This window comes from Micromonospora sp. DT229 (assembly GCF_049844505.1).
In the GTDB taxonomy this organism is placed as follows: domain Bacteria; phylum Actinomycetota; class Actinomycetes; order Mycobacteriales; family Micromonosporaceae; genus Micromonospora.
In genome coordinates this window covers 20,569-36,187 of record NZ_JBNCLD010000019.1, presented here as the reverse complement: position 1 = coordinate 36,187, position 15,619 = coordinate 20,569, and the positions used below count along the sequence as shown (strand labels likewise).

Sequence of the window (15,619 nt, the reverse complement as noted above, 5' to 3'; positions counted from 1 at the left end):
ATCCCCTTCGTACCACCGGCCGCTCGCTCCGATGCACGAAGATCCCCTCTGACAGGTCAGCGGACCATCGAGCCGACGACCGGCTTGGTGAGCAGGGCGGACTGGTTGCGCTGGATGCCCGGGTCCAGGGTCTTCGCCACGAAAATGGCGTGCCAGATGCAGAAGATCAGCACGGTCCACACCTTGCGGGAGTGGTCGGCCTCCTCCCGCTTGTGCTCCTCCAGCAGGCGCAGGGCGTACGACAGGTCCAACAGGTCACCGGCGCCGGAGGTGCTCAGCACGTGCCGGGCCCACTCGTACATCTCGCCGCGCAGCCAGACCCGGGTGGGGGTCGGGAAGCCGAGCTTCTTGCGGTTGACGATGGCCGGCGGCACCACCCCCTGCAACGCCTGACGCATGGCGTACTTGGTGGCGTCCGAGCGCGGCGGCAGCTTCAGCTCGACCGGGATCTTGGCCGCCACCTCGAAGACCGCCCGGTCGAGGAAGGGCACCCGCACCTCCAGGGAGTGCGCCATGGAGATCCGGTCGGCCTTGACCAGGATGTCGCCGCGCAGCCAGGTGTAGAGGTCGACGTACTGCATCTTGGTGACGTCGTCCAACTCGGTGCACTCGGCGTAGATCGGGGCGGTGACGTCGGTGTAGCGCACCGAGGGGTCGTAGCGGCGCAGCAGGTGCTGCTTCTCCTCCTCGGTGAACATCCGGGCGTTGCCGTAGTAGCGCTCCTCGATCGGGGTGGTGCCGCGCTCCAGGAAGCTCTTGCCCTTGACCCCCTGCGGGATCGCCTTGGACACCGCCCGCAGGCCCTTCTGGACCCCGCCGGGCAACCCGTTGACGCTACTCAGGGAGAGCGGTTCCCGGTAGATCGTGTAGCCGCCGAAGAACTCGTCGGCCCCCTCGCCGGAGAGCACCACGGTGACGTGCTCGGCGGCCTTCTTGGCGACGAAGTAGAGCGGCACCAGCGCCGGGTCGGCCACCGGGTCGTCCAGGTGCCAGACGATCTTCGGCAGCGCCTCGATCATGTCCTGCGGCCCGATCTTGGTCGGGATGGTGGTCACGTCGAGGTGCCGGGCCGACTCCTGGGCGACGTCGATCTCCGAGTAGCCGGGCACGTCGTAGCCGACCGTGAAGGTGAGGATGTTCGGGTTGAACTCCCGGGCCAGGGCCACCACCGCGGTGGAGTCGATGCCGCTGGACAGGAAGGAGCCGACCGGCACGTCGGAGCGCATGTGCATCCGTACGCTCTCGCGCAGGGTCTCCCGGATCTCGTGGTAGAGCTGCTGCTCGTCGGCGACCGGGGCGGGCCGGAAGACCGGGCGGTACCAGCGGCGGATGTCGATCCGGCCACCCGGGGTCCAGGTGAGGTACTCCCCCGACCCGATCCGACTGATCTGCTTGTGCAGGGTGCCCGGCTCGGGGACGTACTGGAGGGTCAGGTAGTGGCTGAGGTTCGCCGTGTCGACCCCGGCGTCGCCGATGTGCGCGGAGTGCGCGAACGGCAGCAGGGCCTTCTTCTCCGAGGCCAGGTAGAGCCCGTCGGCGGTCTCCAGGTAGTGCAGCGGCTTGATGCCGTAGTAGTCCCGGGCACCGAAGGCACGGCGGGCCTGCCGGTCCCAGATGACGAAGGCGAACATGCCGCGCAGCCGGGTGAGCACCTGCTCGCCCCAGTAGTGGTAGCCGGCGACGATCACCTCGCCGTCACCGTTGGTGGCGAACCGGGCCCCGTGCTCGCGGATCAGCTCCTCGCGCAGCTCGATGTAGTTGTAGATCTCGCCGTTGAAGGTCAGCAGATAGCGCCCGTCGGCGTAGGGCAGCGGCTCGTGGCTGAGCGCGACGTCGATGATCGCCAACCGCTTGTGGGCGAAGACCCCGTCCGCGTACCTGCCGGTCGCGTCTCCGACCACCTCGACACCGGTCTCGTCCGGGCCGCGGTGGTGCAGGCATTCCAACGCTCCGGCGATGCTGTCGCGGTGAGCGGCGGCGTCGCCGCGCGCACTGAAAAAAGCCAGGAGTCCGCACATGGTGGTCATCTTTCCATGCGTACGAATCGGGCGTTGCGGCACGGGCGGGCTCCCCCGCCGAGGGCCCGGATCGGTCTCGGCGCGCGGCGCGGAATGATCACCATGGCCGGTGCGGACCGGATTCGCGGTACCGTCGGGGCCAGCGACGACATGAAGGGAGCGGGCATGACCGAGGAACGCACCGACGGCAAGCCGGCCGACGGCACCGAGTCACACGACCCGGACTTTCCCCCGGCGTTCCTGGCGTTCATGCGGCAGGGTTGGCGGGACACCACGCTGCCGGTAGGCCCCCGACCGGAGGTGCCGAACTACGCCAAGCGGCGGGCCGCGCTGTCGGCCGCCTTCCCGGGCGAGACCCTGGTGATCCCGACCGGCGGGGAGCAGATCCGCGCCAACGACACCGAGTACCGGTTCCGTCCGGGCAGCGACTTCGCGTACCTGACCGGCGACCATGATCCGGACAGCGTCCTGGTGCTGCGGCCCAACGGTTCCGGGCACGACGCGATCCTGTACATGCGGCCTCGCAGCTCGCGGGAGAACGACGAGTTCTTCCGCAGCCGACACGGCGAGCTGTGGGTGGGCCGTCGGCACACGCTGACCGAGAAGTCGACCGAGCTGGGCCTGCCCACCGCCGACCTGGCCGAGCTGGACGAGACGTTGGCCGGGCTCGCCCCGGCGCGTACCCGGGTGCTGCGCGGTTTCGACCCCCGGGTGGACTCCGCGGTCCGCGCCTACGACGGTCCGCGCGAGGAGGGCCAGCCGGCCCGGGACCGGGAGCTGGCCATCGCCATCTCCGAGCAGAAGCTCGTCAAGGACGAGTGGGAGATCAGCCAGTTGCAGGAGGCGATCGACGCCACCGTACGCGGCTTCGAGGACGTGGCCCGGGTGCTGCCGGCCGACCGGGGGGTCTCGGAGCGGCTGCTGGAGGGGATCTTCGCCCTGCGGGCCCGGCACGACGGCAACGACGTCGGCTACGGCTCGATCGTCGGCGCCGGCGAGCACGCCACGATCCTGCACTGGGTGCACAACCACGGGGCCACCCGGCCGGGCGAACTGCTGCTGATGGACATGGGGGTGGAGGGTCGCAACCTCTACACCGCCGATGTGACCCGGGTGCTGCCGGTCAACGGCCGGTTCACCGCCCTCCAGCGGCAGGTCTACGACATCGTGTACGCCTCGCAGCAGGCCGGCATCGACGTCATCAAACCGGGGGTGGCCTTCAAGGAGGTGCACCTGACCTGTATGCGGGTGCTCGCCGAGGGGCTGGCCGAGCTGGGGCTGCTGCCGGTGAGCGTGGACGAGGCGATGGACGAGAACTCCACCGTCTACCGCCGGTGGACCCTGCACGGCTTCGGCCACATGCTCGGCATCGACGTGCACGACTGCTCCAACGCCCGCAAGGAGGCCTACCGCGACGGCAGCCTGGGCGAGGGATACGTGCTCACCGTCGAGCCGGGGTTGTACTTCCAGCCCGAGGACGAGCTGGTCCCCGAGGAACTGCGGGGGGTAGGCATCCGGATCGAGGACGACATCCTGGTCACCAACTCCGGTGCGGTGAACCTGTCGGCGGGCCTGCCCCGTCGCTCCGACGAGGTGGAGACCTGGCTGGCCGAGCAGCGCGAGGCGGGCCCGCGCCTGCCCGGCTGACCGCGCCACGACCGCACGACGGGCCCCGCCCGGCGGTGTGCGACGTTTCGTACGTCCAGCACACTCCGAGCGGGGCCCGTCCGCGTTTACCCTGGTCACCCGCTTCCTGCCCGGGCTGGCGCCTTGACCGGCAGATGCCCTGAATACCTCTAATGCGGGGGTTTTTCGGATACGCCCTTGTCGCGAGGATCCTTCTCATACGGTGGTCGTCGGAGGCTGCAACCGATTTGTAGCTGCCCGCGCCTCCTTCGGGTGGTGCGAGCCCGTCTGGTAGCAGGAAAGGGCGGAAAGCTCTGATGTCCAATGACCTAACGACTCCCTCCGGCGAGGCCCCCATGGCCCCACCCGGACGAGGACGACGGAAGCTTTGGGTGGCCGCCGGGGTAGCCGGCTTGACCGGTGTCGTCGGCCTGGCCGCCGTGGGCGGCGTGGCCGCCCGTGACCAGAAGTCCGGCGAGCGGCAACAGGCGTCGAACATGCAGGCGTCGGCGCCGAAACAGAACGTCAGCGACACGGACAAGGCCGAGGAGACCGGTGGCGCGGAGTCCGGCAAGGACGACCGGGGCGACCGAGCCGGCAAGGACGGCAAGGACGACCGAGCCGGCAAGGGCGACCGGGACGGCAAGGGTAAGCGCTTCGAAGACCGAGAACGGGTGAAGGAGGTGCCGTGCGACACCGACAAGCTGATCGACGCGATCACCCTGGCCAACCAGACCGACGGCACGACCCTGAAGCTGGCCGAGCACTGCACCTACACGCTGACCCGGCACGACGAGTGGGGTAACGGCCTGCCACGGATCAACCAGCCGATCACCCTCAAGGGCCACAAGACCCAGGTCGAGCGGGACTCGACGGCCAAGCCGTTCCGCATTCTCAACGTCGGCCCCGGCGGGGAACTCACCCTCAAAGGCCTGACCATCAAGGGCGGCCAGCTCGAGGACGACAAGAAGAAGGACGACTCGAAGCCCCGCGTACGGTGGGGATCGAAGGGGTCAGCGACGGCCCCCACGACCGCGCCGGAGGCGGCGAACGCCGCGCCCGGGACACCGGCGGTCGCACCTCAGGCGGCAGCCGCACCTCAGGCGGCGGCCGTGCCCGGAGCCGGCGAACCCGGTTCGGAGGCGACGCCGGCTCCGTGGCCCACCGGCGGGCACGGGCACACGCCCACCGAGGGCGCGGGCCTCCTGGTCCACCAGGGTGGTCGCGCCGTCGTCGAGCACAGCACCTTCGTACAGAACCACGCCCCCGGTGACGGGGGTGCCATCGCCAACTTCGGCGCCACCCGCATCGACAGGACCCTGATCGAGCGCAACAGCGCCGGCGGCTTCGGCGGCGGCATCTTCAACGCCGGAGCTCTCCAGGTCAAGGAGTCCGAGGTGGCTCGCAACAGTGCCGAGGAAGGCGGCGGTGGTATCGCCAACGGCTCATCCGGCCAGTACGGGATCGAGGGCGGCACCGTCTACCTCTTCAAGAGCAAGATCAGCCACAACCGGACCGCGGGTGACGGCGGCGGCCTGGCCGACAACGGCGGAACCACCTCGGCCAGCCACAGCGAGTTCACCGACAACACCGCGGGTTCCGACGTCGGCGGTGTGCTCGCCAACGTCGACAGCCAGCTGACCCTCAAGCACGTGCTCGTCGCGAAGAACTCCACCCAGGGCCGGGCCGGCGGCATCGGCATCGGTGAGGGCACCAAGGCCGTCATCGAGCACAGTCTCGTCAAGGAGAACGTCTCCGACGGCGACGGTGGCGGAATCTTCAACTTCGGATTCACCGTGCTGCGGGACACCGAGGTACTCGCCAACCAGGCGGTCGGCAGGTACGCACAGGCCGGCGGGATCTTCAACGACGGCGGCAAGGTCAACCTGATCCAGTCGAGGGTGGCCTTCAACTTCTCCACCAAGGAACCGGGCGGCATCTTCACCAACAACGACCGCGTCGACATCGACAGCAAGTCCACGGTCGTCGACAACCGCCCGACCAACTGCCTCGGCAGCCCGGTCGTTCCGGACCGCTGCTTCGGCTGAGACACACCGAGAGCCAGACCACATAGCCGGAGGGCTTCTCCGGGGCCGCCACCCGGCGCCCCGAAGAAGCCCTCCTCCTCTCCACCCCACCCGCACGGTCATGTCGATCAAGAAGTTTGCGTCACGAATGGCGTGGAGCACGACCAAAAGCTCTTGATCAGTCGCTTGTCCAGGGTGTGGGGAGGTGGGGTGGGGATGAGGGCTTGGCCGGGTGGGACCGGGGATGCACCTAATGCGGGTTCGTTTCGCATTTGACCGCGAGATGAAGAAGATTCTCATACTGTTGGTTTTGGGAGCTACAACCGATTTGTAGCGGGGGACGCCCGCCTGAGGCGGAGCGACCCTGTCTGGTACGAGGAGAGGGCAGAGAGCTCCGATGTCCAACTACCTAGCGAACAACGATGATCGGCCGACGCCGAGGCGTCGCCGCAAGCTCTGGGTGGCCAGCGGCGTTGCCGGATTGACCGGCGTGGTCAGCATCGCCGCGGTCGGCGTCGCCGGCGCCGGGGCGGTCGGCGGCACTGACGGGGTGAAGTGGTCTACCACTCAGCAGGTCAGCCGCGACGACGCCCGGGGCGAAGCGGAACACGACGGCAAGAAGGCGGAACACGACGGCAAGAAGCGGGACCGCGATCGGCACGACGAGCGGGCGAGGGAGGTGCCCTGCGACACCGACAAGCTGATCGAGGCGATCACCCTCGCCAACAACAGGAACGGCGCCACGCTGAGGCTGGCCGAGCGCTGCACCTACAAGCTCACCCGGCACGACAAGTGGGGCAACGGCCTACCGAAGATCACCCAGCCGATCACCCTCAAGGGCGACCGGACCAAGATCGAGCGGGATGCCACGGCCAAGCCGTTCCGCATCCTCAATGTCGGTCCCGGCGGGGAACTCACCCTCAAGGGCCTGACCATCAAGGGCGGCCAGACCGCGCCGGCCAAGAAGATGTCGGCGCCGGAGCCACGGGAGACGTGGTCACAGCTCTCCGGCTCGGGCGAGGCGACGGACGCCGTACAGGGCGGCAAGCCGCTGGTCACCGCGTTGCAGGCCGCGCCGAAGGCGCCGGCCGCGCCACCGGCCGAGACCGAGGCGACGGCGCCGGCCACCGCCCAGGTCGACGGGGAGCAGGTCGAGGCCGAGGGCGACTGGGAGCCGGGCCGCTTTGACGGCGCGGGCCTGCTGGTGCAGCCGGGCGGCCGGGCCGATGTCCACGACACCGAGTTCGTCGAGAACCAGTCCGGAGCCAACGGTGGCGCCGTGGCCAACTACGGCCAGACCCTGCTCGACGAGAGCCGCGTCGTCGACAACACCGCCTTCCTCTTCGGCGGCGGAATCCTCAACGTCGGCGTCCTCAAGATCGAGAAATCGGCGGTGAGGAACAACCAGGCGATCATCGGCGGTGCGGGCATCTCCAACGGTCTGGTCAAGTTCAAGCCGTACCAGGACAAGCTGCACCACGCCGGCATCGACAACGGCACGCTGTACGTCGAGAAGTCCGAGATCGAGGGGAACGAGACCACCGGCTTCGGCGGCGGCATCCTCGACATCGGCGGTCAGACCTCCGTCAAGCACTCGAAGGTTTCCGACAACACCGCGCTGATCGCCGGTGGCGGCATCCTCGCGGCCAAGAAGAGCCAGCTCACCCTGGCGCACAGCACGGTCGCGAAGAACAGCACCGCAGGTGTCGGCGGCGGCCTGGCAGTGGTCGACTGGAGCACCGCCACGGTCGACGACAGCGCCATCAAGGACAACGTCGCCGGGTTCTTCGGCGCCGGCCTGTTCAACGAGGACAGCAAGACCACGCTGCGGGACACCGAGGTCACCGGCAACCGTGCCGTCGGCCTGTTCGCCGCCGGCGGTGGAATCTTCAACAAGGGCGGCTGGGTCTACCTGACCAAGACCAAGGTGGCCCACAACTCCGCCGCCAACAAGCCGGGCGGTGTCTTCACCAACAACGACGGCGTGCTGCTGGACGACAAGTCCGTCATCACCGACAACCGCCCCACCAACTGCCTCGGCAGCCCGGTGATTCCGGACGGCTGCTTCGGCTGATCCACACGGTTGACCGGCACTGACACCGGTTCCGACCGCGGACCGGCTCCCTTCCGACCACGGAAGGGAGCCGGTCCGCGCCGGTCTGGGAGACGTACGGCGTGGTGTCGGGGCCATCGCCGCCGCGTACCGGAACCGTCCCGGGTGGCCGTCGGTGGCTGATTGCTGCGGGCACGAACGGGGGCTGACCGTGCGGTCCAGCCCCCGTCCGGGTGGCACGGCCTACCGCTGGACGAAGACGGCCACACTGCGCGCCGGTACGGTGAACGTACCTGTCGACGCGGCGAAGGCGGCGGTCCGCAGCACCGGGTCGGCCGAGGTACGCAGCACCGGGTGCAACGCCACGTCCGCCCCACGCAGCCCGGTGACCCGCTGGGTCGCCGTCTCCGGGGTGCTGTTGAAGACCACGGTCACCGACTTCCACGCCCCGCCGAGGCCACGAGCGTCCAGGGTCATGGTGAGTACCCCCGGCGTCTCGTCCGGCCCGGACAGCGGGAACCCGACCCGCTGCTGCACCTGACGTGCGTCGGACAGCCCGAACACCGGTGTGGAGTTGCGGATCCGCAGCAGCTCGGCGTAGCGAGCGTCGGTCAGCTCGATCGCGGCGCAGTCCGGCACCAGCAACGGATCGGCCAGCAGCGGCTTCGCGTACGGCCACTTGTCCCGGTTGTCCTCGGCGGGCGGCAGGCCGGCACCGAAACCGTTGCCCTGGGCGCAGTCCCAGCGGATCTGGTTGAACCAGTCCCCCGAGTTGTACGAGTTGCGGTCCAGCGACTTCGACCGCAGCCGTTCGGTGCCGGTGGTGACGAACCCTGCCCCCTGACCCAGCACCACAGTGCTGAGAGCGAGCACCTGCATCCGGGCCCGGTCCGTCGCCGGGGTGGCCTGGGGCAGCTTGTACGCCAGCGCGTCGTACAGGATCTCGTTGTCGTGGGCGTCGACATAGGTGATCGCCTCGCCGGGCGAGTCGGTGTAGCCGGCCGGTGAGCCGTTGTAGTCCACCTGGTCGCCGGTGACCGTCCGGCCCGCCGAGTCGGTGAACCGGTAGCCGCGCAGGTTGCCGACCAACCCGACCTTGATCAGGTCCTGCTGGTGCAGCAGCCGGGCTCGCTGCTCGGCGGTGGTGCCGTTGACCGGGTCCCCGTTGGGGTCGCTGAACAGCCCGGAGGCGAAGCCCTGCCGGCGCGGGTTGTCGTCGAAGGGCCCACCGCCCCGCACCGCGTCACGCAGCCGGTCGTTGAAGGTGCCGATCCCGGTGCCGGCCATGTTGGCCTGGGTGGCCTGCACGAACCGGGCGTCGTCGGCCACCTCGCCGAAGTTCCAGCCCTCGCCGTAGAGCAGGATCTTCTTCCCGTCCACCCCGTCCCGGGCCACGGTCAGCTTGTCCAGCGCGGCGCGTACGGCCAGGATGTTCGCCTTCGGGTGGTGACCCATCAGGTCGAACCGGAACCCGTCGACCTTGTACGCCTTGGCCCAGGTGACCATCGAGTCGACCACCAGCTTGCCCATCATCGCGTGTTCGGGGGCGGTGTTGGCGCAGCAGGTGGAGGTGGCCACCGTCCCGTCGTCCAGCAGCCGGTGGTAGTAGCCGGGCACGATCTGGTCGAGCACCGAGCGGGGGTCGGTACCGGCGGCCGAGGTGTGGTTGTAGACCACGTCCAGCACCACCCGCAGACCGGCCCCGTTGATCCCGACGACCATCTGCCGGAACTCCGTGGTGCGCCCGGCGCCGTCCGGGTCGACGGCGTACCCGCCCTCCGGAACGGTGTAGTGCAGCGGGTCGTACCCCCAGTTGTAGCCGTCGGTGTCGCGCACCGCGGCGATGCACTCCTGCTGGCGCTCCGAGTCCGGCGGCAGGGCGGCCAGGTCGCAGTCCGGCTGCCGCTGGTCGGCCCGCCGTTCCGGGATGGTGGCGAAGTCGAAGGCGGGCAGCAGGTGCAGGTGGTTGACGCCCGCATCGCTGATCGCCCGGAGGTGCTTCATCCCGGCCGTGTTCGGGTCGGTGAAGGCCAGGAAGGTGCCCCGCCGCCCGGCCGGCACGGTGCTGTCGGCGATGGAGAAGTCGCGTACCGACAGCTCGGAGATCTGCACCTTGGCGGCCGGCGGCGCGGCCGGTTTGCGCAGCTTGGCCCAGCCGGGCGGGGCCAGCTTCGGGTCGGCCAGGTCGACGATCTGGCTGTGAGTGGAGTCCGCCGCCAGGGCCACCGAGTAGGGGTCGGTCACCGAGGCGGTGACCACCTGCTGGGCGGCCGGTTGCCAGGCCTGCACCCGGTACCGGTAGTACCGGCCGGTCCAGTCCCGGGCCCCCCGCACCGACCAGACTCCGGTGCGGTCGTCGCGGCGCATCTCGACCAGGCGCGGAGTCGCGGTGGGCGAGTCGAACAGTTCCAGCGCCACACTGCGGGCCGTCGGGGCCCAGACCGCCAGGGTCGGTACCCCGCCGGTGAAGGTGGCCCCCAGTCGGGCGGCCGTCGCCGGGGCGTAGAGGTCGTCGAGCACACCCGGCAGCTGCACCCCGGTCGCGCCGAGCAGGGTGCCGTCGGCGGCCCGCTCGGTCACCAGCACCTGCCCGCGCAGGGCGGGCGGCACCTTGGCCAGATCCCGCCGGTCCAGGCTGAAGGTCCGGTGGTCCCACAGGTGCGGGAAGGCCGCGCGCTGGGCCTCGGTGAGCCCGTTGCGCTGCGCGGTCAACGGCAGCGAGGTGTACGCCCCGACCAGCTCGCCGTCGACCACCCGCACGCCACCGGTCGGCGCGGTCACCAGGGCGTACGCCTTGCCGTCGGTGGGACCGGTGCGCCAGGCCAGCGTGGACCTGTCGATCCAGTGGGCCTTCTGCCTGCCGATGTCGGTGTCCGTACCGGTGCCGGTGGCCGTGGTCGGCAGCAGCCGGCCCGGTGTGGCGGCCAGCAACCACACCTCACGTCCGGCGTCGGCGAAGTCGAGCCGCTGGTCCTGCGGCAGATCCTTCTCGTCGCCCCGGTGGATGATGTAGCTGAGTCCGGTCGCGCCCTCGGACAGCGGCACCCGGAACTCGGCGCCGAAGGAGTCGATCCGGGTCGGTGGCATCGGCCGCGCCCAGTCGGTGGGGTTGGCGGCGCCGTCCCACAGGTGCAGGCCCCAACCCTCGTAGTCGCCGTCGGACCGACGGTAGTGGAGCACCGCCGTGCCCTCCTCGACCGGCGGAGCGGGCCCACCGGCCGCCTCCTCCCGCCTCTGGTAGGTAGCCGGGTCACCCTGCTTGACCCAGACCTCCCCGGTCTGCGTCACATCCACCACCCGGTCATTCTCGACGTCCTTGGTGCCGTCGGCGTCGACCACCAGGAATCCGACCGTTTTCGCGCCCGGCTTGAGCTTCACCCAGGCGAACCGGCCGTAGGCGTCCGTCCCGGCGAAGGGTTGCCCCTTCGGCCATTCGGTGGCGTACTCGGGGTCGATGTCACCCCAGGTGTAGAGGCCCCAGTCGGTGTAATCGCCGTCGGGCCGCTGGTAGTGCACCACCAGCCAGTCACGGGAGGAGCCGGCCTCGTCGGGGGTGCCCACCGTGGTGGCCCCCCGGGCGGTGGCGGTACGGCCCCGCCCGTCGCGGACCACCGCCAGGTACTCGACCTTCGTGCCGGCGGCCAGCCCGGTCAGGTCGTGGTGCACGGTGTACGGCGCCCGGTGGGCGGTGCCGAGCAGGGTCCACCGGCCACCGGCGACCCGGGCCGCCATCGTGACCGTGGCCAGCGGATCCCCGGTCACCTGAGCGGTCACCTCGGCCCGGGTGGCCTGGGGTGCGGCCGGGGCGGTGATGGTCAGGCCCGGCTTGGCGGTCGGCAGCGCGACGGGCTTGCCGGCCCGGTGCACCACGGCCGACAGCGGCGGCACGGTCACGGTCAGCTTGCCGTCGCCGGCCGCCCTGGGCCGACCGGTGCTGCCGTAGACCCCGGCGAAGGTGGCACCGGCCGACCAGGTGTCCACCGTGACGGTCTGGGCGGTCGCCGCGTTGTTGACCGCCACCAGGTACTCGGTGCGGTTGTCCGGGTCGAACCGGGAGAAGGCGAAGATCCCCGCTCCCTCGGCCGCGTGCCGGGTCACCTGGACCCCGTCGCGCAACGCCGGGTGGGCCTGGCGCAGCTTGCCCAGGGCGGCGATGGTCCGGTACAGCGGATGGCTGCGGTCGAACTGGTCCTGGGCGTGGGTGCGGTCGGTGCCGAGCAGGTCGTCGTCGAGGTAGTCCGGGGTTCGCGAGGCGAACATCGGCTGCCGGGAGTCCTTGTCCCCGCCCGCGCCGGTGAAGCCCTGCTCGTCACCGGAGTAGATCACCGGCTGGCCCCGGGTGAGGAACATCAACTCGTGGGCCAACTGGTCACGGCGCAGGTGGGTGGCCGGGTCGGTGGGGCCGGCGGCGATGAAGGAGCCGATCCGCCCCATGTCGTGGTTGCCCAGGAAGGTGGGCAGTCGACCGGCGTGGGTGTCCCGGGCGGCGTACAGGTCGTCGCGGGCGTACACCTCGGCCAGGGTTCTGGCGGAGCCGTCGTTGGCGGTGTAGCCCCGGGCCGCCTCCTGGAAGGCGAAGTCCAGGGTGGCCGGCAGAGCGCCCTGGCGTACATAGCTGGAGGTGATCTCCTGGTCGGCGCTGTAGACCTCGCCGAACATGAAGAAGTCCTTCTTGCCGGCGCGGGCGGCGGCCTGGTCGATGCCCTGGCTGAACTGCGGCCAGAAGTCCATGTTGACGTGCTTGACGGTGTCCAGCCGGAACCCGTCCACCCCGGTGTCGCGTACCCAGTCGGCGTAGATCTTCGTCATCCCCCGGACCACCTCGGGACGCTCGGTCCACAGGTCGTCCAGGCCGAAGAAGTCGCCGTACTCGCTGTTCTCCCCGACGAAGGTCGAGTCACCCCGGTTGTGGTACATGGTCGGGTCGTTCAGCCAGCCGGGCACCTTGACCTTGGCGTCCGCCGGGCTGGCGAAGGTCGGGGTGTACGGGAAGGATCGCGTGTTCACCGGCGGGAAGGTACGGCTGCCGTCGGCGTAGTTGCGGTCCTCGAAGGGCCGGCCCTGCGCGTCGCGGTACGGCGCGGTCGTCTTGTCGATGTAGCTGTACCTGTCCTCGGCGTAGGTGATCACGTCGGCGGTGTGGTTGACGATCACGTCGAGGTAGACCTTGATACCGCGCTTGTGCGCCGAGGCGACCAGCTTCTTCAGGTCGGCGGCGCTGCCGAAGTGCGGGTCGACCTGGGTGAAGTCGGTGATCCAGTAGCCGTGGTAGCCGGCCGAGACGTCGTCGCCCTCGCCCTGCACGAGCCGGTTCTTGAACACCGGTGCCAGCCAGATCGCGGTCGTGCCCAGCCCCTGGATGTAGTCCAGCCGGTCGGTCAGCCCCTTGAGGTCGCCGCCCTGGTAGAACCCCTTGTCGGTGGGGTCGTACCCGGTACGCAGCCGGTCTCCGGTCAGCCCACCCCGATCGTTGCGCGGGTCGCCGTTGGCGAACCGGTCGGGCAGTACGAAGTAGAACTGCTCGGCGCGGGCCGAGTTGCTGCCCGCCGCCAGCAGAGCCTTGGCGCTGGGCTCGGACTGCCAGGTGACGGCCCCGGTGGGACTGAGCGAGCCGGTGCCCGGGGCGGCCACGGCGGGGCTCTGGTGCACCACGACCGGTGCCCCGAGCAGGGTGAGGGTGAGCAGCAGGACGAGGGGGTGCAGGGCGCTGCGGGGTTTCGGCGGGGGCTTCATCGACGGCCTTCCTCTGGTCGCTGACTGGCCCGCACGCTAGCCCTTGCCGAAAACTTCTGCAATACCTTGCAAACGAACCGGCAATGTTGTCGACACCTTGCGCAAACTTGAAAGCGTCGCGCAGCAGCGGAACGGTCCTCAGAGGCCGTCGCAGGTCCGTCCGGACACGACACAACGCGCCGGGCGGGGGGAGGCGAACTCGATGTGGAACCGCAGGGCGACGGCTGATCCGGCCGCCAGATCCGGGCCGCTGCGATAGGTCAGGATGCCGCCGCCCTCGCGGAAGCTCCCCTGCGGCACCCCCTCCAACCAGGCCGTGACCACCCGTCCGCCCGGGTACTCGATCCGGGCCACCCACTCCTGGTCGCGGCGGGAGGTGTTACGGATCAACAGCTCCGCGATGAATCCGCCGTCGAAGGTGTCGGTCACCCGGTAGCGCGCCTGAATCGGCGAGGCCGGTGCGGCGGGCGGCCGAGCGGCCGGCGGCGGGCTGCTGACCTCGGGTGCGGCATAGGTCGGGCGCGACGGGTACGAGGGTTGCCCGGCCGAGGGCGAGGGCACGGGCAGGCCCGCCGTACCGGTCGGGGCGGGTGGGTCGGTGCGACGCGGCGACAGGCCCGGCACCGGCTGCGACGGCAGGCCCGAGGCCCCCCACCCGGCCGAGGTGGCGTGCGGCGGCGGCACCGCACCCAACGGCGGGGTGGGGTCGTAGTCGGTTCCGGGCCCCCGGTACGCCCCCACCGCGATGACGAGCAGTACCACCATCGCGCCCACCCCGATCGAGATCAGGATCCAGGGCGAGGACGCCACTGCGGTGGCACCGGGGGGCGGCATCGGACGCGGAGCGCGTCGCATACCGGACATGTCTCTCCTCAGCGGGCAGCCCGGCAAGGGTAACGATCATGACAGATCTCGGGAAGTACCCGACCGATCGACCAACAGTCCCGACTGTACGGTCAGCCCATCGCACAGGCTGAGCCGTTGACCGTGCATTGTGCCGGATAATTCCGATTTCCGGTACGGCTGATTCGCAGATACACCGTCTGCTGCCCGCCGGCGGGGAGCAGAATGTTGCCGCTGAGCTGGTACCAGCCGGCGCCCTTGATGCTCATCGACATCCCCGGTCCACTGGCGGCCCGAACGCCGGTGACCTCACTGGTGAACCTCAGGTCGACCACCCATCCCACCGGCTGACCGGTGCCATTGTGGACGACCAGGCGGGCCCGGTAATAGTCCGTCGCACGGGTGGTGACCAGATAGCTGGCGGCAAGTTCCCCGGCGTCGACCGCCAACGACGGCGGATCAGAGACATCGGGCGATTCCGAAGGTTCGACTTCCCTCCGCGACGACCCCGACACGGTGGGCGACGGCGACCGTACCGACGAGGGGGTGAGCGCCGGGCCGGGGATCGCCCTCGGAGAAGGTGTGGGCTTGCGGGTCGCGCTGGGCTCCTGGGTCGGCGTGGGCTGGGTCGGCAGCAGCATCGGCGGGCCGGGCTCCCACGCCGCCGGCTGTTCCGGCTGGCGAAAGGACAACATCGCCACCACCAGCAACACCGCCAGCACCGCGACGCCGACCAGCACCACCACCCACGGTGCCGACCCGATCGCGGTGGGCAAGGCCCCTCGGCCGTGGCGATCTGCGCCCTCGTCGCCCGCCGACCGCACCGGCATTCAGGCCCCCTCATGGTCACCGATGCGTCAGCCTAGCCAGGTGTGCCCGGGCGACGGAACAGCCCGGCCAGCGGTGGTGGGTCCTGGCTGGCCAGAGGGTCAGCCGGTCCGGACCACCGTGCAGATGGCCGGTCCGTCATCAGTAGATCGCAGCAGGTAACGGTAGCGTTCGCCCGGCACCTGCCGCCCCTGGCTGTCCAGGAACTCCCACCGGACGGCCACCATGGTCAGGAGCGCGGAGATGTGCTGGATCTGCTCGATCTCGGCGTGCGCGGCGATCAGTTCCCGCTCGGTGTAGTCCGGGGCGGCGCCCACGAAGGACAGCGCCACCGCCGCCGGCGAGGTGAACGAGAAGCTGTAGGTGTCGGCGACCACCAGCCCCGGCAGGGCGTAGCAGCCGGCGATCGCGGGCAGGTCACCGGCGGTCAGCGCCACGCCGTACCGGTCGAAGAATTCGGTCAGGGCGTCGAGATCGGTGGAGGCATTCAC

The 15,619-nt window shown here is 70.0% G+C and carries 8 protein-coding genes; 3 read left to right on the top strand and 5 right to left on the bottom strand.

The window, feature by feature from the left end:
- Nucleotides 1-56: 56 nt before the first annotated feature.
- Entirely contained in the window at nucleotides 57-2,018 is a 1,962-nt protein-coding gene (gene asnB, locus ACLQ2T_RS23945; protein ID WP_425768677.1) for an asparagine synthase (glutamine-hydrolyzing), read from the bottom strand.
- 165 nt (nucleotides 2,019-2,183) lie between these two features.
- Here asnB and ACLQ2T_RS23940 point away from each other — a divergent pair, with 165 nt between their 5' ends.
- From ACLQ2T_RS23940 to ACLQ2T_RS23930, 3 genes are all read left to right on the top strand, one after another.
- Nucleotides 2,184-3,665: an aminopeptidase P family protein gene (locus ACLQ2T_RS23940; RefSeq protein WP_425768676.1), complete on the top strand. Its 1,482-nt coding sequence runs from the start codon at nucleotides 2,184-2,186 to the stop codon at nucleotides 3,663-3,665.
- Between the two features lie 392 nt (nucleotides 3,666-4,057).
- On the top strand, nucleotides 4,058-5,692 hold the full coding sequence (locus ACLQ2T_RS23935; RefSeq protein ID WP_425768604.1) for a right-handed parallel beta-helix repeat-containing protein: 1,635 nt from the start codon (nucleotides 4,058-4,060) through the stop codon (nucleotides 5,690-5,692).
- A 376-nt stretch (nucleotides 5,693-6,068) separates the two neighbouring features.
- Nucleotides 6,069-7,745, top strand: a complete 1,677-nt coding sequence (locus tag ACLQ2T_RS23930) for a right-handed parallel beta-helix repeat-containing protein (RefSeq protein WP_425768603.1) — start codon at nucleotides 6,069-6,071, stop codon at nucleotides 7,743-7,745.
- Between the two features lie 222 nt (nucleotides 7,746-7,967).
- On the opposite strand, the gene pulA is transcribed toward ACLQ2T_RS23930, so the two are convergent.
- The 4 genes from pulA to ACLQ2T_RS23910 all read right to left on the bottom strand — a co-directional run bounded on the left by pulA (nucleotide 7,968) and on the right by ACLQ2T_RS23910 (nucleotide 15,619).
- Nucleotides 7,968-13,457: a pullulanase-type alpha-1,6-glucosidase gene (gene pulA / locus ACLQ2T_RS23925; protein WP_425768602.1), complete on the bottom strand. Its 5,490-nt coding sequence runs from the start codon at nucleotides 13,455-13,457 to the stop codon at nucleotides 7,968-7,970.
- Nucleotides 13,458-13,595: 138 nt separating this feature from the next.
- Complete coding sequence (locus ACLQ2T_RS23920) at nucleotides 13,596-14,321, bottom strand: cellulose binding domain-containing protein (protein WP_425768601.1); 726 nt, start codon at nucleotides 14,319-14,321, stop codon at nucleotides 13,596-13,598.
- Nucleotides 14,322-14,413: 92 nt separating this feature from the next.
- Complete coding sequence (locus ACLQ2T_RS23915) at nucleotides 14,414-15,046, bottom strand: cellulose binding domain-containing protein (protein WP_425768600.1); 633 nt, start codon at nucleotides 15,044-15,046, stop codon at nucleotides 14,414-14,416.
- A gap of 183 nt (nucleotides 15,047-15,229) precedes the next feature.
- Nucleotides 15,230-15,619 carry a hypothetical protein gene (locus ACLQ2T_RS23910; RefSeq protein WP_425768599.1) on the bottom strand — a complete coding sequence of 130 codons (390 nt, stop codon included), beginning with the start codon at nucleotides 15,617-15,619 and terminating at the stop codon, nucleotides 15,230-15,232.

Bases quoted from the DNA above. Each gene is read 5' to 3' on its own strand.
- asnB (WP_425768677.1), bottom strand. From the start codon at position 2,018: ATGTGCGGACTCCTGGCTTTTTTCAGTGCGCGCGGCGACGCCGCCGCT.
- ACLQ2T_RS23940 (WP_425768676.1), top strand. From the start codon at position 2,184: ATGACCGAGGAACGCACCGACGGCAAGCCGGCCGACGGCACCGAGTCA.
- ACLQ2T_RS23930 (WP_425768603.1), top strand. From the start codon at position 6,069: ATGTCCAACTACCTAGCGAACAACGATGATCGGCCGACGCCGAGGCGT.
- pulA (WP_425768602.1), bottom strand. From the start codon at position 13,457: ATGAAGCCCCCGCCGAAACCCCGCAGCGCCCTGCACCCCCTCGTCCTG.
- ACLQ2T_RS23920 (WP_425768601.1), bottom strand. From the start codon at position 14,321: ATGTCCGGTATGCGACGCGCTCCGCGTCCGATGCCGCCCCCCGGTGCC.